This window comes from Streptomyces scabichelini, assembly GCF_011045015.1.
GTDB lineage: Bacteria > Actinomycetota > Actinomycetes > Streptomycetales > Streptomycetaceae > Streptomyces > Streptomyces scabichelini.
This window is the reverse complement of the sequence record NZ_JAAKZY010000191.1, coordinates 1-19,364: the sequence shown is the minus strand read 5'-3', so window position 1 is coordinate 19,364 and position 19,364 is coordinate 1. Positions and strand designations below refer to the sequence as shown.

The window sequence follows — 19,364 nt, the reverse complement described above, 5'->3', positions numbered from 1 at the left end:
GGATGGGGGTCGGGGCTCGGACGGGGACGCTGGGACCGGCACCGGCACCGGGACTGAGGCCGGAGCCGGGACTGGGACCGGGGCTGGGACCAGGGCCGAGGCCGGGGCCGGGACCCGGAACCCCGGCGCCGAAGCCGGGGAAGAAACGTACTGGTTCATCATGGAGTACGTGCCCGGCGGCGGCCTCGACCGGCAGCCGCCGATGTCCCCCGAGCGGGCGGCCCGCATCGGCGTCCAACTCGCCGACGCACTCGCCGCCCTGCACGAGGCGGGCATCGTGCACGGTGACGTCAAGCCCGCCAACATCGGCCTCACCCGGCGCGGCACCGCGCAGCTGCTGGACTTCGGTGCCGCCTACCGGGTCGGCGGCACCGAGACCGTCACGGCCAACGGCCCCTCCAGCTTCACCCCGGCCTACGCCGCACCCGAGTTGGCCCGGGGGAACATCCCCCGCCCCGCCTCGGACGTGTTCTGCCTGGGCGCCACCCTCTACGCGCTGGTCACCGGTTCGCCGCCGCGCGGCGGCGAACCCGAGGACGACGATGACCACGAGGTGGAGGGGGACGACCGGGAGGACACCGAGCGCCTGACGCACTGGAAGGCGGTGCGCGGCTTCGTCGAGATGGACGCCGACGCCGTGGGACCGCTGTATCCCGTGCTCACCGCCATGCTGCAGCGCGATCCACGCCAGCGCCCCGACGCGGTCGAGGTCAAGCGTCTCCTGGCGGCCATCGCGGGCCCCGAGCCGGACGCCGGCCCGCGGACCCTGGACGACCAGTCCGCCCGGCGCCCGCGGCGGCGCCGGCCGCTGCTCGCCGCGGCCCTCGGTATCGGCGCCGCGTTGGTACTGGGCCTTGTCCTCGTCCCCAACTACGGCGACAGCGACGGTGAAGACACGCAGGGCACCCAGCAGAGCGGCCCGAGCGGGCTCAGCGAAGACGCCTCGAACGGCGGAGGGCGCGGAGGGCAGTCCCTGATCGGCGATCCGCACACAGCCGACCTGTGCACGCTGGCCGACACCACGGCTCTCGGCCGGTTCGGCGACGCCCAAGTGGACGTGGACTACGGGAACTTCGACCGCTGCGACGTGCTCGTCCACACGGGCGGCGAGAACCGCATCGACGTGTCGATCGAACTCCGCCCGGGCTCACCGCCCGAGACGTCACAACCCTCCAGGACCATCGGAAAGATCGACATCCTGGAGGAGGAGCCGGCGAGCGACGAGTGCGAACTGCTGCTGGTGCCCGACAACGATGCCGACGGCATCCTCGTCGGGATCCGCGTCAACGTGGGTGACGGTTCGGTGACCGGCGGCACCGCGACGCTGTGCGCGGTCGCCGACTCGGCCGCCCGGAGCGCGGCCGAGGACCTGAACCGGGGCCCGGTCCCCCGCCGTTCCCCGGGCTACCGGAAGGCCTCGCTCGCCTGGGCGAACGCCTGCAAGCTGCTCGACGCCAAGGCGCTGTCCGTCGTCCCCGGCCTCAAGTCCGACGCGCCGCGGAAAGTGGGCGTCGCGAACTGGAGCTGCGAGTGGTCCAGCGACGTCGACGACCTTGAGACCGAGATCGGCTTCTACCGCGATCAGCCCAAGTCCGCGGAGGACGGCGATCCCGTCCGGCTCAGCGGCTACGACGCCATCGTCGAACCCGAGGGCAGCGGCGACGACGCCAAATGCACGGTCTTCGTCGAATACCGCAGGTACAGCGGCCTGAACGCCGAGACGGCGGCCGAGATGCTGCGCCTTCAGGTTGCCGGACAACGCCCCACGGATGCACTCTGCAAGACGGCCACCGAACTCGCCACCTCGGCGGCCGCCGAACTGCCCCCGCGCTGACACGACCGGGGGCAAAGGCCAACGCACGGTGGCTGTCCGGGAGTTGGGCTTCGCGGGCTGACTCACAGCCCACGCCCCGCCAACCCCCCACTGGACACATAGTGAGGTTAGGCTAACCTACCTTGGAAATTGTCCAGTGGGCGATCCGCCCTGTGCGAAAGCAGTCACCACCATGTCCAACGCCCGTTCCGCCCACCTCACCCGCCGCGGCATCCTCGCCGCGGGCGGCGCACTCGGCCTCGGTGCCGTGCTCGCGGCCTGCGGCGACGACGATGCGAAAAGCGGTGGCTCGGCAGACTCGACGAAGGCCGCCAAGTCCGGCCCCTGGACCTTCAAGGACGACCGCGGCGAGACCGCGAAGACCGACAAGATCCCGTCGAGCATCGTCGCGTTCACCGGTGTCGCCGCCGCGCTCCACGACTACGGCATCGCCGTCAAGGGCGTCTTCGGCCCCACCAAGACGAAGGACGGCAAGGCCGACGTCCAGGCCGGCGACCTCGACATCGACAAGGTGACAATCCTCGGCAACGAGTACGGCCAGTTCAACATCGAGAAGTACGCGAGCCTCTCCCCCGACGCCCTGATCACCACGACGTTCGACGACGCGGGCACGCTCTGGTACGTCCCCGAGGAGTCCGTGAAGAAGGTCCTCGCCCTCGGCGCCCCGAGCGTCGCCATCTCCGTCTACGACCGCCAGATGACCGAGCCGCTGCAGCGCATGCTGGAGCTCGCCGAATCGCTGGGCGCCGACGTGAAGTCCAGCGCGATCACCGCGGCCAAGAAGCGCTTCGAGGACGCCTCCGCCAAGGTGCGCGCCGCCGCCAAGTCCAACCCCGACATCAAGGTGCTGGCCGGCTCCGCGAGCCAGGACATCTTCTACGTCTCGGGCACGAACCTCTCCATCGACCTGGAGTACTTCAAGGCGCTCGGCGTGAACTTCGTCGAGCCGCCCGCCTCGACCCTGAAGGCAAGCGGCGGCTGGTTCGAGAACCTGAGCTGGGAGAACGTCGACAAGTACGACGCGGACATCATCATGATGGACAACCGCTCCTCGGCCATCCAGCCCGCGGACATCACCGAGGCCACGTGGAAGAACCTGCCCGCGGTCAAGGCCGGCCAGGTCATCGCCCGCGACCCCGAGCCGATCCTGTCCTACGACAAGTGCGCGCCGTTGCTCGAGAACCTGGCCAAGGCGATCGAGAGCGCCAAGAAGGTCAGCTGAGCACCGTACGGAACTGCGGGCCGTCTGTGGCTGGTCGCGCCCACGCGGCGGAGCCGCAGAATGTCCCAGCCCCGCGCCCCTTCGGGGCGCGAACTCTCCGCCCCCTGACGTCAACTCAGGAGCCCTGATGACGACGGCCGTAGCCGCCCCCTTCCGTTTCTTCTCCCTCCAGGTCACACGGACGAGGCGGCTCAGCCCGTCCCTGGTCCGCGTCACCTTCGCGGGCAGCGACCTGCACGCCTTCCGGTCGGACGGGCAGGACCAGTCCCTGTCCCTGTTTCTGCCGCACCCGGGCCAGCCCGAGCCCGTCGTCCCCATCGAGCTGGGCGACGGCTGGTGGCAGGGATGGCGTGACCTCCCGGACGACGTACGGGCGGTGATGCGCTCGTACACCTTGCGGTCCCTTCGCGAGGACGCCGACGGCAACACCGTCGAGATCGACATCGACTTCGTGCTGCACGGCGTCGAGCCGGGGGCGACCGCGCCCGCCGGTCCCGCGTCGAGCTGGGCCTCGACCGCCGAGGCCGGTGACCGTGTGCTGGTGCTCGGTCCTGCGGTCGCGGACAACCGGGCGATCCGTTTCCGCCCGCCCAAGGACACCGATCTGCTGGTCGTCTGGGGAGACGACACGGCCCTGCCCGCCGCCTCCGCGATCCTGGAGTCGCTCCCGGCGGGCACCCGCGCCCAGGTGTGGCTGGAGGTCCACCACGCCGAGGACATCCAGGACCTGGTGACCGAGGCCGACGCCGAGATCACCTGGCTCGTACGCGACGAGGGGTCCCCCATGGCCCTCGATGCGATCCGCGCCGCCCGGCTCCCGCCCGCCGAGGCCCCGTACGCCTGGATCGCGGGCGAGTCCGGCCGCGTGAAGGAGCTGCGCCGCCATCTCGTGCGCGAGCGGGAGATCGAACGTCGGCGGGTCACGTTCGTCGGCTACTGGCGTCGCGGGCTGACCGAGGAGCAAATGCGCGAGCAGGGAGAGTGATTCATCCCTCACAGACAGCGAGCAAACGTCAGCAAACGTGCAACTAAAGGGACATGAGGGATCAGCGAGAGCGGAGAAGTTAGGTTAGCCTTACCTAAGTCGCACGCTCTCAGGAGCACCGCTCCCCGCCCTCTTCTCCCCGGAGGAACGCCCCCATGCGCTCGCACCTGCTCAATGACACGACCGCGGAGCGGTACCGCCGCTCCGTGACCGAAGGAATCGAGCGGGTGGCGGCCAAACTCGCCACCACCGACCGTCCGTTCACCGGCGTCACGGTCGACGCCCTCGCCCCCCGCATCGAGAAGATCGACCTGGACCGCCCGCTGCACGACACCACCGCGGTCCTCGACGAACTGGAGGAGCTCTACCTCCGGGACGCGATCTACTTCCACCACCCGCGCTACCTCGCCCACCTCAACTGCCCGGTCGTGATCCCGGCCGTCGTCGGCGAGGCGGTCCTGTCGGCCGTCAACTCCTCCCTGGACACCTGGGACCAGTCGGCCGGCGGCACCCTCATCGAGCGCAGGCTCATCGACTGGACCACCGAGCGCATCGGCCTCGGCCCGGCCGCCGACGGCGTGTTCACCAGCGGCGGCACCCAGTCCAACCTCCAGGCGCTGCTGCTTGCGCGCGAGGAGGCCAAGACCGATTCGTACGCCAAACTGCGGATCTTCGCCTCCGAGGTGAGCCACTTCAGCGTCAAGAAGTCGGCCAAACTGCTCGGCCTGAGCCCCGACTCGGTCGTGTCCATACCCGTCGACCACGACAAGCGCCTGCAGACGGTCGCACTCGCCCACGAACTGGAGCGCTGCCGCCGCGCCGGGCTGATCCCGATGGCCGTCGTCGCCACCGCGGGCACCACCGACTTCGGCTCCATCGACCCGCTGCCCGAGATCGGCGAGCTGTGCGAGCAGTTCGGCGCCTGGCTGCACGTCGACGCCGCGTACGGCTGCGGGCTGCTCACCTCCCTGAAGAACCGCCATCTCATCGACGGCATCGAGCGCGCCGACTCCGTCACCGTCGACTACCACAAATCCTTCTTCCAGCCGGTGAGTTCGTCCGCCGTGCTGGTGCGGGACGCGGCCACGCTGCGGCACGCCACGTACCACGCGGAGTACCTCAACCCGCGCCGCATGGTGCAGGAACGCATCCCCAACCAGGTCGACAAGTCCCTGCAGACCACCCGCCGCTTCGACGCGCTCAAGCTGTGGATGACGCTGCGCGTGATGGGCGCCGACGGCATCGGCGAGCTCTTCGACGAGGTCTGCGACCTCGCGGCCGAGGGCTGGAAACTGCTCGCCGCCGACCCGCGCTTCGACGTGGTCGTCCAGCCCTCGCTGTCCACCCTCGTCTTCCGCTACATCCCGGCGGCCGTCGCGGACCCGGCCGAGATCGACCGCGCCAACCTGTACGCCCGCAAGGCCCTGTTCGCCTCCGGTGACGCGGTCGTCGCGGGCACCAAGGTCGGCGGCCGTCACTACCTCAAGTTCACCCTGCTCAACCCCGAGACCACGACGGACGACATCGCCGCCGTACTCGACCTGATCGCCGGCCACGCCGAGCAGTACCTGGGAGAGTCCCTTGACCGCGCTTCCTGAATCCGCGCTTCCCGAATTCGCCGAGAAGACCTACGACTTCCTCGGGATCGGCCTCGGCCCCTTCAATCTCGGCCTCGCCTGCCTCACCGAGCCGATCACCGAACTCGACGGCGTCTTCCTGGAGTCCAAGCCGGACTTCGAGTGGCACTCCGGGATGTTCCTGGAGGGCGCGCACCTCCAGACGCCGTTCATGTCGGACCTCGTCACGCTGGCCGACCCGACGTCCCCGTACTCCTTCCTCAACTATCTGAAGTCCTCGGGACGCCTGTACGCGTTCTACATCCGCGAGAACTTCTACCCCCTGCGCGTCGAGTACGACGACTACTGCCGCTGGGCGGCGGGGCAGCTCTCCAGCATCCGTTTCAACACGACGGTCACGGAGGTCACGTACGCCGATGACGTCTACGTCGTACGGACGCAGGCCGGCGAGACCTACCGCGCCCGCCACCTCGTGCTCGGCACCGGCACACCGCCGTACATCCCCGAGGCCTGCCAGGGGCTCGGCGGGGACTTCATCCACAACTCCCGCTACCAGCAGCACAAGCAGGAGCTGCAGGCCAAGAAGTCGATCACCCTGGTCGGCAGTGGACAGTCCGCTGCGGAGATCTACTACGACCTGCTGAGCGAGATCGACGTCCACGGATACCGGCTGAACTGGGTCACGCGCTCGCCGCGCTTCTTCCCGCTCGAGTACACCAAGCTCACGCTGGAGATGACCTCCCCGGAGTACATCGACTACTTCCACGCGCTGCCGGAGAGGACCCGCTACCGGCTCAAGGCGGAGCAGAAGGGCCTGTTCAAGGGCATCGACGGCGAGCTGATCAACGAGATCTTCGACCTGCTCTACCAGAAGAACCTCCGCGGCCCGGTCCCCACGCGCCTGCTCACCAACTCCTCGCTGCACAGCGCGGCCTACGAGAACGGCACGTACACCCTCGGCCTGCGCCAGGAGGAGCAGGAGAAGGACTACGAGCTGCACTCCGACGGCCTGATCCTGGCGACCGGCTACCAGTACACCGAGCCCGAGTTCCTGAAGCCCGTACGCGACCGGATCCGCTACGACGAGCACGGCAACCACGACGTGGCCCGCAACTACGCCATCGACACGACCGGGCGCGGCATCTTCCTGCAGAACGCGGGCGTCCACACGCACTCGATCACCTCGCCGGACCTCGGCATGGGCGCGTACCGCAACGCGTACATCATCCGCGAGCTGCTCGGCACCGAGTACTACCCGGTCGAGAAGACCATCGCGTTCCAGGAGTTCGCCGTATGACCTTCACGTTCCGCCCCCTCGACCCCCTGAAGGACGCCGAGCTGCTGCACGCCTGGGTCACCCACCCCAAGGCGGCCTTCTGGATGATGCAGGACGCGAAACTGCAGGACGTCGAGCGGGAGTACATGGCCATCGCGGCCAACGCACACCACCACGCGTACCTGGGGTTCCACGACGGCGAGCCCGCCTTCCTGATGGAGAAGTACGACCCGCGGTACATCGAGCTGGTCGGGCTGTACGAGCCGGAGCCCGGTGACGTCGGCATGCACTTCCTGGTCGCCCCCACCGACCGGCCCGTCCACGGTTTCACCAAGGCGGTCATCACCGCCGTCATGGACGAGTTGTTCGCCGACCCGCGCACCCGGCGGGTCGTGGTCGAGCCCGACGTCGCCAACAAGGCGGTGCACGCGCTCAACGAAGCCGTCGGCTTCGTGCCCGAGCGGGAGATCGACAAGCCGGAGAAGCGCGCGCTGCTGAGTTTCTGCACGCGCGGGCAGTACCTGGCGGCGCGAGAGACGGCAGTCCTCGCGACCGCCCGAGGAGTTTCGACATGACCCTGTCCGACGCCGTGGCCCACCTGTCCCCCCACCACTGGGCGACGGCCAACCGCCTGCTGGTCCGCAAGGCGCTGGCCGAATTCGCCCACGAGCGGCTGATCACGCCGGAGAAGGACGGAGAACAGTACGTCGTACGCAGCGACGACGGCCTGACCCGGTACACCTTCACGGCAGTGATCCGCGCCCTCGACCACTGGCAGGTCGACGCCGAGTCGATCACCCGCCACCGTGACGGCAGCGAACTGCCCCTGCACGCCCTGGACTTCTTCATCGAGCTGAAGGGCGCGCTCGGTCTCAGCGACGAGGTGCTGCCGGTCTATCTGGAGGAGATCTCCTCCACCCTCTCCGGCACCTGCTACAAGCTCACCAAGCCCGAGATCACCTCCGCCGAGCTCGCGAGGAGCGGCTTCCAGGAGATCGAGACGGGGATGACCGAGGGCCACCCCTGCTTCGTCGCCAACAACGGGCGGCTGGGCTTCGGGGTCCACGAGTACCTCTCGTACGCTCCCGAGACCGCGAGCCCCGTACGGCTGATCTGGCTGGCGGCGCACCGCTCGCGGGCGGCGTTCACGGCCGGTGTGGGCGTGGACTACGAGTCCCTGCTGAAGTCCGAACTCGGGGACGAGACGCTGAAGCGCTTCTCCGTCACCTTGACCGAAAAGGGTCTCGACCCGGACGACTACCTCCTCATCCCCGTCCACCCCTGGCAGTGGTGGAACAAACTCACCGTGACCTTCGCGGCCGAGGTCGCCCAGCAGCACCTCGTGTGCCTCGGCGAGGGCGACGACGAGTATCTGGCCCAGCAGTCGATCCGGACGTTCTTCAACAAGAGCGCCCCCGAGAAGCACTACGTGAAGACCGCCCTGTCGGTCGTCAACATGGGCTTCATGCGTGGTCTGTCGGCCGCGTACATGGAGGCGACCCCGGCCATCAACGACTGGCTGGCCCAACTCGTCCAGAACGACCCGGTGCTCAAGTCCACCGGCCTGTCCGTCATCCGCGAGCGCGCGGCCGTCGGCTACCGGCACCTGGAGTACGAGGCCGCCACCGACCGCTACTCGCCGTACCGCAAGATGCTCGCCGCCCTGTGGCGCGAGAGCCCGGTCCCCTCCCTCCAGGAGGGCGAGCAGCTGGCCACCATGGCCTCCCTCGTCCACGTCGACCACGAGGGCGCGTCCTTCGCGGCCGCGCTGATCGAGCGCTCGGGCCTGTCGCCGGTGGAGTGGCTGCGCCGCTATCTGCACGCGTACCTCACGCCGCTGCTGCACAGCTTCTACGCATATGACCTCGTCTTCATGCCACATGGCGAGAACGTCATCCTCGTCCTGGAGGACGGTGTAGTGCGGCGCGCCATCTACAAGGACATCGCCGAGGAGATCGCGGTCATGGACCCGGACGCGGTGTTGCCGCCGGTGGTCGAGCGGATCCGCGTCGAGGTGCCCGAGGACAAGAAGCTCCTGTCGATCTTCACGGACGTCTTCGACTGCTTCTTCCGCTTCCTGGCCGCGAACCTCGCGAGTGAGGGCGTCCTCGAGGAGAGCGACTTCTGGCGGGCGGTCGCCGACTGCGTACGCGACTACCAGGCGTCCGCGCCCGAACTGGCCGACAAGTTCCGGCAGTACGACATGTTCGCGCCGGAGTTCTCACTGTCCTGTCTCAACCGGCTTCAGCTGCGCAACAACAAGCAGATGGTGGACCTCGCCGACCCGGCCGGAGCGCTCCAGCTGGTCGGCAACCTGAAGAACCCCATCGCAGGGCTGTAGAGCCCCTCATCGGGCCTCAGCGGCCCCCACAAGCAGGCGGGCGTCCCCAAGTACGGTCCCGGGGGGCGCCCGCCGTCGTGTTCCGCTACGAGGCTCGACTACTCAGTGGGCCAGGGGACCTGCGGCGACTTGTAGTAGCCGATCCCCAGCGCGTCCCACCGCGGGCCCTGCGCCGCCAGCCGCACCTTGTACGCCTCCCAGTCGTGCGTCGAGGCCGGCGACCAGCCGAGCTCGGCCACCCCGGGCAGCCGTGGGAAGGCCATGTACTCGATGTGCGCCGAGGTCGAGACGGTCTCCGACCACAGCGGCGCCTCTACGCCCCGTACGGCTGAACTCGGCGCCCCGGGGAGGTAGTTGCCCGGATCCCAGTCGTACGACCGCCGCACCTCGACAAAGCCCGCCCAGTCGAGGCCCAGCGGTGTGTCCTCGTTGTACTTCATGTCGAGGTACACCCGGTCGGCGGGCGACAGGACGAGCCCGGTCCCGTTCCGCGCGGCCGCCGCGACCTGCTCCTTCTCGGCGGCGCTCGTGCTGTCCAGACCCCAGTACTGGGCCAGCGCGCCCTTCGCCGGAGCCGCCCCGGTCAGCTGATGCCAGCCGGCCACCGTCTTCCCGTACTTGGCGACGACCGGCTGCACCCGGTCCATGAACTTGACGTAGTCCTCATGGCTGGTGGAGTGCGCCTCGTCACCGCCGATGTGGAGATAGCGGCCCGGCGTGAGCGCGGCCAGCTCGCGGATGACGTCGTCCACGAAGTCGTACGTGATCTCCTTGCCCACGCACAGTGAGCTGAAGCCGACGTCGGTGCCGGTGTAGAGGGGCGGCGCGACGCCGTCGCAGTTCAGCTCGGCGTACGAGGCGAGCGCGGCGTTCGTGTGCCCCGGCATGTCGATCTCCGGGACGACCTCCAGATAGCGGGAGGCGGCGTAGCTGACGATCTCCTTGTAGTCCGCCTTCGTGTAATAACCGCCCGGTCCACCGCCGACCTGCGTGGAGCCGCCGTGGGTGGCGAGCCGCGGCCAGGAGTCGACGGCGATGCGCCAGCCCTGGTCGTCACTGAGGTGCAGATGCAGCTTGTTGATCTTGTAGAGCGCCAACTGGTCGATGTAGCGCTTGACCTGGCCGACGGTGAAGAAGTGCCGGGCGACGTCCAGCATGGCGCCGCGATAGCCGTAGCGCGGGGTGTCCGTGATGGTGCCGCCCGCGACGAGCCACGGACCTGGCTGTACGGAGTCCTTCTCGACGGCGGCGGGCAGAAGCTGACGCAGGGTCTGCACGCCGTGGAAGAGCCCGGCGGGACCCCGGGCGGTGATGCTGACGGCACCCTTGCCGCTCTGCAGCCGGTAGCCCTCCTCGCCCAAGGCGGCGTCCTTGCCGCTGAGTCGGAGCGTGATGCCGTCGCGGCCCTTGTCGTCCGTCACCGGCAGCCGGTAACCGGTCGACGGCCGCAGCACCCCGGCGAGATACGAGCCGATCCGGCGGGCCTCACGCGAGTCGTCCACGCGGATACGGGTGTGGTCGGTGATCCGGTACGGGGATCCGCCGGCGTCGGCCGAGGCGGGCGCAGGAACGACCTGGCCGAGCGGGACAACTGGCGCCGCGGCGGCGGGTGCTGTCGCGCCGACGGCGGAGATCCCGGCCGCCGCCACGAGCAGCAGCGAACCGAGAAGGCGGGGCGTTCTGTGGTGCAGTCTCACACGCGCTCCCTTCCACGAGCTCCTTCATGAGCCCCAATGGGTATAGACCACTCTCTCGCGAGAGCGATGAAACAATCCCTCGTATGGCGGAAATCATCCAGAAGGACGGGACTTGGACCTTCGACGGCGACGCCCTGCGTCTCACCCCCGGCCGCGACAAGAACGTGAGCCTGCTGCGCAAGACGCTGGGAGAACTCACCGTCCCGCTGGGCGCGTTGGCGGGCATCTCCTTCGAGCAGGGCAAGAAGTCCGGGCGGCTGAGGCTCCGGCTGCGGGAGGGCGCGGACCCGCTGCTGCAGGCGACCGGCGGCAAGCTGGCGGAGTCGAACGACCCGTACCAGCTCTCCGTGGATTCCGACCGCTATGGCGTCGGCGAGTACTTCGTGGACGAGATCCGCAACGCGCTGCTCCTTGACCAGGTCCCGGCCACCGCCGTCGACCGCTATCTGCTGCCGGGCCCGTCCGTGCCGCTGTCGGTGTCCGCCGGGGACGGCACCGCGAGCTTCGACGGGGAGCGCGTACGGCTGGAGTGGAACTGGAAGACGGAGGAGGCCAAGGCGGCCGCAGGTCCCCGCACGCTCCACTTCGCCGACATCGAGTCCGTGGAGTGGCACCCCGCGGTCGGCCTGGAGAACGGCAGCCTCCGCTTCACCGTCCGCAACGCCCCGACCAAGGCTCCGCCGAAGTACGACCCCAACTCCGTGGAGCTGTGGGGCTTCAAGAAGGACCCGCTGATGGCACTGGTCGCGGCGGCGGTCCAGGCCCGCCTCCCGCACCCTGCGGCGACCGTGGCGGACGCGGCGCCCGCGACACCGAAGGCCCTCACCCAGGACCCCGAACCGCCCGCCGAGCCCGACCACGACGCCCTTCTGCGCCGCCTGCGCGAGCTCGGCGAACTGCACAAGTCGGGCGTCCTCACGGACGAGGAGTTCACACTGGCCAAACAGGCGGTCCTCAAACGCCTGTAGACAGCGCCTGTAGACAGTGCCTTTGGAGGGGGCCAGTAAGACAGGGCCAATAGACATGCTCAGCGCACGCGACGCGCCACCGTGAAGTGGTCGACCTCCTCACCGGTCTCGGCGATCCCCCGCACCTTCAGCGTGGCGAGGCGCCCCTTGGGCGCGGGCGTGACGTCGACGCGCAGGAACGAGTAGTCGAGGTAGCGCACCCGCGACCAGGCGACCGTCTCGTTCTGCTTGCCGCCCTTGACGTTGACGAACGCGGCCACCGACTCGACGTCGTTCTCGTGGCCCTCGTACGAGTCCGGGGCGCTGAACGCGTACAGGCTGCGGCCCGCCGCGCCCGCCGTCACATAGACGACGCCGTCCGTCTCGGGGTACGCGGTGCCGCCGATCGGCAGTTTCCTGGCGACCTCGCCCGCCTTGATGACGTCCGTGCGCTCGTACTGGTGGTTGTGGCCGTTGATCACCAGGTCGACGGTGTACTTCTCGAACAGCGGCACCCACTCCTGGCGCACGCCTCCCTCGGAGGAGTGGGCGGTGGAGGTGCAGTAGGCGCAGTGGTGGAAGAAGACGACGACGAAGTCGATGCCGTCGGCGGCCCGGTACCTCTTGAGCTGCGCTTCCAGCCACTTGGTCTGGGTGCCGCCGGAGATGCCGAGGTTGGCGGGGATCTCGAAGGACACGTCGTTGGCGTCCAGCGAGATGATCGCCGTGTTGCCGTGCGTGAAGGAGTAGACGCCCGGCAGGTTCGCCTTGTCGGGGCCGTTGTCCGGGAGCTGCCAGCGGGCCTCTTCGCCGCCGTAGCCGTTGGGCGAGTACCAGGCCTCCATGTCGTGGTTGCCGTACGCCGGCATCCACGGGACGGACTTGGCGACGGACTCGGTCTGCGCGAGGAACTGGTCCCAGATGCGCGAGTCGAAGCCGGTGTCCTCCTTCTTGCCCGCGCCGGACGGGTCGGCGTACGCGATGTCACCCGCGTGCAGGTGGAAGGCCGGGTTCTGCCCCAGCAGCAGGCTGTCGTTGGCGAGGCCGTGGTAGCCGACGCCCTCGTCGCCGAAGGCCGTGAAGGTGAACGGCTCGGCGTGCGCGGGGGCGGTGGTGAAGGTGCCGAGGGTGCCGGCGAGGTGCGCGGCGGCCGGGTCGAAACCGGTGTGGCCGACGCCGTAGTAGTACGTCCTGCCGGGGCGCAGGTTGGTCAGCCGGGCGTGCACGTAGTACTGCGTGTGGTCGCCGCTCGCGCCGACGCCGGCCGGCGTGTGGAGGGTGCGGACCTCGGCCTCGATCTTGCGGGAGAGGTCCCAGGGGTGGGCGCCGACGCGGATGAAGGGCTTCTCGACCGCGACCGGGACCTGCCAGGAGACGGTCATCTCGGTGCGCGGGTCGGTGCCGTAGGCGAGGTGGCGGCCGAAGGGGGCGACGAGGGCACCGTCGACCTTCCCGGCCGGGGATGCCGCCGCGCGCTGACCCGGCACCGCGGCCCGTGCGGTGGCGCCCGGCACGAAGGCGCCGCCCGTGACGGCGCCCAGCGTGACGGCGCCGCCTCTGATCACCGAGCGCCGCGAGAATCTGGCGCGCAGGTACTCGTGCTGCTCGGCCATGCTCATGCGCTCGGCGAGCTCCGCCGGAACGCCCATGCGTGGAATGTCCATGGCGTATGAAACTCGTCCCCTCCGGCAACGAAGTGCGGGACGCGGAGTGGACGGCTCACGAACAGGCGCTCATAAGAGATTCAACGGTCTCCCAAGAGTTCCCAACAGCGCGCTTGCCCGATATCGGGCAGAATTCTTGCGAAAAGGCCGCCGGTAGCTCAGGATCTACGGGTGCACGAGGAACTTGTTGATCATCTGACGCGCTCCTCGCCCCTGAGCCGGGGCGAGGCACTGCGGGTGATCCAGGACGTGCTCGCCTATTTCGACGAGACGACCGAGGACTACGTCCGTCGCCGCCATCGCGAGCTCCAGGTTCAGGGCCTGGTGAACGCGGCGATCTTCGAACGGATCGCGGCGGACCTGAAGTACCGCGCGGTCGCACCGCCCGAGCTGACGCTCAGGCAGCTGCGCCGCATCGTCTACGGCTAGATCATCTACGGCTAGGGGCCTTCTGTATGTGTGGAATCGTCGGTTACATCGGCAAGCGTGACGTCGCGCCGCTCCTCCTCGAAGGACTGCAGCGCCTCGAATACCGCGGCTACGACTCCGCCGGCATCGTCGTGACCGCCCCGAAGACCGCCGGCCTCAAGATGGTCAAGGCCAAGGGCCGGGTCCGCGACCTGGAGGCCAAGGTACCGGCCCGCTTCAAGGGCACCACCGGCATCGCCCACACCCGCTGGGCCACGCACGGCGCCCCCTCCGACGTCAACGCGCACCCGCATCTGGACGCCGAGGGCAAGGTCGCCGTCGTCCACAACGGCATCATCGACAACGCCTCCGACCTGCGCAGGAAGCTGGAGGCCGACGGCGTCGAGTTCCTCTCCGAGACCGACAGCGAGGTCCTCACCCACCTCATCGCCCGCTCGCAGGCCGTGAAACTGGAGGACAAGGTCCGCGACACGCTGCGCGTCATCGAGGGCACGTACGGCATCGCCGTCCTGCACGCCGACTTCCCCGACCGCATCGTGGTGGCCCGCAACGGCTCCCCGGTCGTCCTCGGCATCGGCGAGAAGGAGATGTTCGTCGCCTCGGACGTCGCCGCGCTCGTCGCGCACACCCGCCAGATCGTCACCCTCGACGACGGCGAGATGGCCACGCTCAAGGCCGACGACTTCCGTACGTACACCACCGAAGGCACGCGTACGACCGCCGAGCCGACCACCGTGGAGTGGGAGGCCGAGTCGTACGACATGGGCGGCCACGACACGTACATGCACAAGGAGATCCACGAGCAGGCCGACGCCGTGGACCGGGTGCTGCGCGGCCGCATCGACGACCGTTTCTCCACCGTGCACCTGGGCGGCCTGAACCTGGACGCCCGCGAGGCACGCCAGATCCGCCGCGTGAAGATCCTCGGCTGCGGCACCTCGTACCACGCGGGCATGATCGGCGCCCAGATGATCGAGGAGCTGGCCCGCATCCCCGCGGACGCCGAGCCGGCCTCCGAGTTCCGCTACCGCAACGCGGTCGTCGACCCCGACACGCTGTACGTCGCGGTGTCCCAGTCCGGTGAGACGTACGACGTACTGGCCGCCGTACAGGAGTTGAAGCGCAAGGGTGCGCGCGTGCTCGGCGTGGTGAACGTGGTGGGCAGCGCCATCGCCCGCGAGGCGGACGGCGGCATCTACGTCCACGCGGGCCCCGAGGTCTGCGTCGTGTCCACCAAGTGCTTCACGAACACCACGGTCGCCTTCGCGCTGCTCGCGCTGCACCTGGGCCGCACCCGTGACCTGTCGGTCCGCGACGGCAAGCGGATCATCGAGGGCCTGCGCAGGCTGCCCGCGCAGATCTCCGAGATCCTGGACCAGGAGGCCGAGATCGAGAAGCTGGCGGAGGCGTACGCCGAGGCCCGCTCGATGCTCTTCATCGGTCGCGTACGCGGCTATCCGGTCGCCCGTGAGGCCTCGCTGAAGCTCAAGGAGGTCTCGTACATCCACGCCGAGGCCTACCCCGCCTCCGAGCTGAAGCACGGCCCGCTGGCGCTCATCGAGCCCGCGCTGCCGACGGTCGCGATCGTCCCGGACGACGACCTGCTTGAGAAGAACCGCGCCGCCCTGGAGGAGATCAAAGCCCGCAGCGGCAAGATCCTCGCGGTCGCGCACCAGCACCAGGAGAAGGCCGACCAGACGATCCTGGTCCCGAAGAACGAGGACGAGCTGGACCCGATCCTGATGGGCATCCCCCTCCAACTCCTCGCCTACCACACGGCGTTGGCCCTGGGCAGGGACATCGACAAGCCCAGGAATCTTGCGAAGTCCGTGACGGTGGAGTAGCACACGCCTCACCAGTGAACGATCCCCTGCGTACTACCAAGCGCACAGGGGGATCGTTCTCCTAGGGGCCGGAGTCGCCCATTACCGTTCCTGAACAGCGAGCCGAACTGAGTCCTGGCTCACCGGCACGCCCCGAACGGTCTTGGGCGCACTGGTCCTCCGCATTCGCGTCCTGGTCGGCGACGCACATCCCGTATGCGGTCCGTTCCAGATGGGCGGAATCCCTCACGACCTGGCCTCGCGAACGGCCCCCTGTGTGTGCCACCAGCACACAGGAGGCCGTTCCTGCGGGAGCCGAGGTCGCCCATTACCTCGGCTCGTGGCGGCCTCAGCCGGTTGCCGTCATTCTCCGGCCGCCGTCACGCCGTCGATCACTTCGGTGTGACCGAGGCCGAAGAACAGCAGGGTGATACCGAGGGCGAGATGGCCGAGGGTCGTGATGGTGCTCCCCGCAGTGACGTCGTTGTTCACGGCGGGCCCCCTTTCATGCAGGTGCACTTGCTCGATGCGTGATGCGTGGTGCCGGGACCGTGGGGAGGGTCCGGCGACCGGTATGTACCCTTCACAAGGGCACAAACCACCTCTACGCGCGAGTAGGTTTATGCGGCGTCAGGAGGACGTCAGAACGGAGCCGACGCCCCGCCGCGCCTCGCCTCACCTGGGACGACGACGGATCACGGGATGACGATGACGGGGCGCTTCGCGCGCTTCGCGAGCCGTCCCGCGACCGAGCCGAAGATGCGCCCGACGATGCCGTGCGTGGAGCCGACGACGATCGCGTTCGCCTCGTACTCCCGCCCGACCTCCTCGAGTTCGTGGCAGATGTCGCCGCCGCGCTCGACAAGGATCCACGGCACCTCGGACAGATAGTCCGCGCAGGCGAGTTCGAGCCCGAGCACCTCGGTGCGGTGGTCCGGGACGTCGACGAAGACCGGGGGCTCACAGCCCGCCCACACCGTGGTCGGCAGGCGGTTGGCGACGTGCACGATGATCAGGCCGGAGCCGGAGCGGTGTGCCATCCCGATCGCATAGGCGAGGGCGCGTTCGCTGGACGTCGAGCCGTCGAAGCCGACGACGACGCCGTGCTTGAACGCCGGATCGCAGGACTGACGTGTTTCTTCCGCCGCATAGGGCTCGGCCGCCGTGGGGTCGACGACGGGGCGCTTGCGGTCCGCGGGATCGAAGAATTCTTGACCGGCCATGGCTGTCTCGGCGTTTGGATCCTCGTGGGTGGGACGACAGGTGCTACGGAGCTGTGTCCGGGAATCATCTTCCCAACCCCATACCCCCAAGGGTACGGCGGCACGCCTCCTCTGCCCAGATCCCGCGACGGCCGCGGGAGGGTTCCAGGGAGCATGCACGAGAGGGCGCCCGCAACGCAATGGTTGCTGCCCCGTACAGGCGGTTTGCACAGGGTTTCGACAGCGGACCAACGCGGTTCCTTCGTTCGTTGCCGCGGACCCCCGCCGCCGGGCGGATGCCGCGACCGACCGCGTGACCGGCGGCTCGACCGGCCGCGTGACCGGCCGGTCGAGCACGCGTTGAACTCGCGTAAGCCACCGCTCCAGGGAGGCCCACCGTGCCCGCACCCCAGCCCTCCTCGAGGAAGCCCGCCGCGCAGGATGCCGTCGGCGATGTGGTGCGCTGGGCGGCCTTCAGCTGCGTCCTGGTCCCCGTGGTGCTCGTCGGGTACGGAACCTCCCTGGCGGGCGCGGCCGGCACGGCCCTCGGTCTGGCGGCGGTGACCGGGGCGTGCCGGGCACTGCTGAGGCGGTCCGAGCGGTGTGCGGCGAGGCTTCGCGCCGAGGAGGGGGCACCGCGTCACGGGCGGCTTCACGGGCGGCACGGCAGGGCCGGCACGGGAGCGCACAGAGGGGGTCGGCGCGCAGGGGAAAGTACGCCGGTTGACTGACCGGTTTACGCTCACGCGCCCGCTGGTTTTCAGCCAACTTCTCGCCCCCATGCATTACTTGGCCGAAGGGGTCTTCACCCCCCGTTCGACCTGCACGGAAAGGGGCACCAAGGGGGCATGCACCCTACGGGGACCGGCCACGGAGCGAAGGCCCACTTCCCTGTACGGCCCACGAGTGCAACGCTTCGTGATCGAATGCTTCACGCCAAGTTGCCATGTCGACAATGTGCCTAGTGCTGAACTGGTCACGTAGGCACCACGGGACACAGTAGATTCGATCATGCTGTCTTACGGCGGGGGACTCGTGCAGGACCGAGGGGAAACGTGCAGGAGCGACACAACCGAGGAGCCGCGACCACCGAGGGGGGCTTAGCAGTATGAGCCACGACTCCACTGCCGCGCCGGAAGCCGCGGCCCGGAAACTTTCCGGGCGACGCCGCAAGGAGATCGTCGCGGTGCTGCTGTTCAGCGGCGGCCCCATCTTCGAGAGTTCCATACCACTGTCGGTGTTCGGGATCGACCGCCAGGACGCCGGCGTGCCCCGATACCGGCTGCTTGTCTGCGCGGGGGAAGAAGGGCCCCTGCGGACCACCGGAGGACTTGAACTGACCGCGCCCCAGGGGCTGGAGGCGATCTCCAGGGCGGGCACCGTCGTCGTGCCGGCCTGGCGGTCGATCACCGCGCCGCCGCCGGAGGAGGCGCTCGACGCACTGCGCCGGGCCCATGAGGAGGGCGCCCGCATAGTCGGGCTGTGCACCGGCGCCTTCGTACTCGCCGCGGCAGGCCTGCTGGACGGCAGGCCCGCGACCACCCACTGGATGTACGCGCCGACCCTGGCGAAGCGCTATCCGTCCGTCCACGTCGATCCCCGCGAACTGTTCGTGGACGACGGCGACGTACTGACATCGGCGGGTACGGCGGCGGGCATCGACCTCTGTCTGCACATCGTGCGGACGGACCACGGAAACGAAGCAGCCGGAGCGCTGGCCCGCCGTCTGGTGGTCCCGCCCCGGCGCAGCGGCGGTCAGGAGCGCTACCTCGATCGTTCTTTACCAGAGGAGATCGGCGCCGACCCGCTCGCGGAGGTCGTCGCCTGGGCGCTGGAGCACCTCCACGAGCAGTTCGACGTGGAGACGCTGGCGGCACGCGCGTACATGAGCAGGCGTACGTTCGACCGCCGGTTCCGCTCTCTCACCGGGAGCGCTCCCCTGCAGTGGCTGATCACGCAGCGGGTGCTCCAGGCGCAGCGGCTGCTGGAGACGTCGGACTACTCGGTGGACGAGGTGGCGGGCCGCTGCGGCTTCCGCTCCCCCGTGGCCCTGCGCGGCCACTTCCGCCGCCAGCTCGGCTCGTCGCCCGCCGCGTACCGGGCCGCCTACCGCGCCCGGCGCCCGCAGTCCGACAAATCCTCGGACTCGGACGGCCCGCCACCAGCATCGGCCCCTTCGGAGGCCGCCTCCGTGCCTCCCCAGACCCGCCGCACGGCCGCCGCCCACGCGGTGGGCTCGACGGCGTCCGTCTCCACGGACTCGGGCAAGGGCGGGTCGGACATGTACGCCCATGGCCGGCCGAGCCTGCCGGGCCAGCGGAGCGCGCCGTAGGGGTACGGCTTCAGCGGGGTGGGGCTTCAGCGGGG

Annotated in this window: 16 protein-coding genes; 12 read left to right on the top strand and 4 right to left on the bottom strand. The window is 69.1% G+C overall.

Annotation, left to right across the window (positions count from 1 at the left end; translation table 11 throughout):
- The 7 genes from G5C60_RS39330 to G5C60_RS39300 form a co-directional block, all read left to right on the top strand.
- Positions 1-1,834, top strand: a 1,834-nt coding sequence (locus tag G5C60_RS39330) for a serine/threonine-protein kinase (protein WP_165266983.1), incomplete at its 5' end; no start/stop codon positions are given.
- Between the two features lie 172 nt (positions 1,835-2,006).
- Positions 2,007-3,056, top strand: coding sequence for an ABC transporter substrate-binding protein (locus G5C60_RS39325; RefSeq protein WP_165266981.1), 1,050 nt, complete (start codon positions 2,007-2,009; stop codon positions 3,054-3,056).
- 127 nt (positions 3,057-3,183) lie between these two features.
- A complete protein-coding gene (locus G5C60_RS39320) occupies positions 3,184-4,041 on the top strand; it encodes a siderophore-interacting protein (protein ID WP_165266979.1) in 858 nt (285 codons plus the stop codon).
- A 155-nt stretch (positions 4,042-4,196) separates the two neighbouring features.
- Positions 4,197-5,639 (top strand): lysine decarboxylase DesA, encoded by a 1,443-nt coding sequence (desA, locus tag G5C60_RS39315; RefSeq protein ID WP_165266977.1) that lies wholly within the window; start codon positions 4,197-4,199, stop codon positions 5,637-5,639.
- Entirely contained in the window at positions 5,623-6,915 is a 1,293-nt protein-coding gene (locus G5C60_RS39310) for a lysine N(6)-hydroxylase/L-ornithine N(5)-oxygenase family protein (RefSeq protein WP_165266975.1), read from the top strand. The genes desA and G5C60_RS39310 overlap by 17 nt, the downstream gene beginning before the upstream one ends.
- On the top strand, positions 6,912-7,469 hold the full coding sequence (locus tag G5C60_RS39305; RefSeq protein WP_165266973.1) for a GNAT family N-acetyltransferase: 558 nt from the start codon (positions 6,912-6,914) through the stop codon (positions 7,467-7,469). The genes G5C60_RS39310 and G5C60_RS39305 overlap by 4 nt, the downstream gene beginning before the upstream one ends.
- A complete protein-coding gene (locus tag G5C60_RS39300; RefSeq protein WP_165266971.1) occupies positions 7,466-9,235 on the top strand; it encodes an IucA/IucC family protein in 1,770 nt (589 codons plus the stop codon). The genes G5C60_RS39305 and G5C60_RS39300 overlap by 4 nt, the downstream gene beginning before the upstream one ends.
- A gap of 98 nt (positions 9,236-9,333) precedes the next feature.
- Here the strand turns inward: G5C60_RS39300 and G5C60_RS39295 are convergent, their stop codons facing one another.
- A complete protein-coding gene (locus tag G5C60_RS39295) occupies positions 9,334-10,932 on the bottom strand; it encodes a family 20 glycosylhydrolase (RefSeq protein WP_165266969.1) in 1,599 nt (532 codons plus the stop codon).
- A gap of 83 nt (positions 10,933-11,015) precedes the next feature.
- On the opposite strand from G5C60_RS39295, the gene G5C60_RS39290 reads away from it, so the two are divergent.
- Positions 11,016-11,900: a DUF4429 domain-containing protein gene (locus tag G5C60_RS39290; protein ID WP_165266967.1), complete on the top strand. Its 885-nt coding sequence runs from the start codon at positions 11,016-11,018 to the stop codon at positions 11,898-11,900.
- 59 nt (positions 11,901-11,959) lie between these two features.
- Here the strand turns inward: G5C60_RS39290 and G5C60_RS39285 are convergent, their stop codons facing one another.
- Positions 11,960-13,528, bottom strand: a complete 1,569-nt coding sequence (locus tag G5C60_RS39285) for a purple acid phosphatase family protein (RefSeq protein WP_206440527.1) — start codon at positions 13,526-13,528, stop codon at positions 11,960-11,962.
- A 186-nt stretch (positions 13,529-13,714) separates the two neighbouring features.
- Here G5C60_RS39285 and G5C60_RS39280 point away from each other — a divergent pair, with 186 nt between their 5' ends.
- Both G5C60_RS39280 and glmS read left to right on the top strand, forming a co-directional pair.
- Entirely contained in the window at positions 13,715-13,972 is a 258-nt protein-coding gene (locus G5C60_RS39280) for a hypothetical protein (RefSeq protein WP_165266963.1), read from the top strand.
- Between the two features lie 26 nt (positions 13,973-13,998).
- A complete protein-coding gene (gene glmS, locus G5C60_RS39275; protein ID WP_165266961.1) occupies positions 13,999-15,816 on the top strand; it encodes a glutamine--fructose-6-phosphate transaminase (isomerizing) in 1,818 nt (605 codons plus the stop codon).
- 342 nt (positions 15,817-16,158) lie between these two features.
- Here glmS and G5C60_RS53370 read toward each other — a convergent pair whose 3' ends face one another.
- Together G5C60_RS53370 and G5C60_RS39270 are read right to left on the bottom strand one after the other, a co-directional pair.
- Positions 16,159-16,287 (bottom strand): hypothetical protein, encoded by a 129-nt coding sequence (locus G5C60_RS53370; RefSeq protein WP_277611446.1) that lies wholly within the window; start codon positions 16,285-16,287, stop codon positions 16,159-16,161.
- Between the two features lie 203 nt (positions 16,288-16,490).
- A complete protein-coding gene (locus tag G5C60_RS39270; RefSeq protein ID WP_165266959.1) occupies positions 16,491-17,018 on the bottom strand; it encodes a universal stress protein in 528 nt (175 codons plus the stop codon).
- 377 nt (positions 17,019-17,395) lie between these two features.
- Here G5C60_RS39270 and G5C60_RS52650 point away from each other — a divergent pair, with 377 nt between their 5' ends.
- Positions 17,396-17,728, top strand: coding sequence for a hypothetical protein (locus tag G5C60_RS52650; RefSeq protein ID WP_165266957.1), 333 nt, complete (start codon positions 17,396-17,398; stop codon positions 17,726-17,728).
- A gap of 377 nt (positions 17,729-18,105) precedes the next feature.
- The gene (locus tag G5C60_RS39260) at positions 18,106-19,329 is read left to right on the top strand and encodes a helix-turn-helix domain-containing protein (protein ID WP_165266955.1); all 1,224 of its coding nucleotides are present in this window, start codon (positions 18,106-18,108) and stop codon (positions 19,327-19,329) included.
- Positions 19,330-19,364 lie beyond the last annotated feature (35 nt).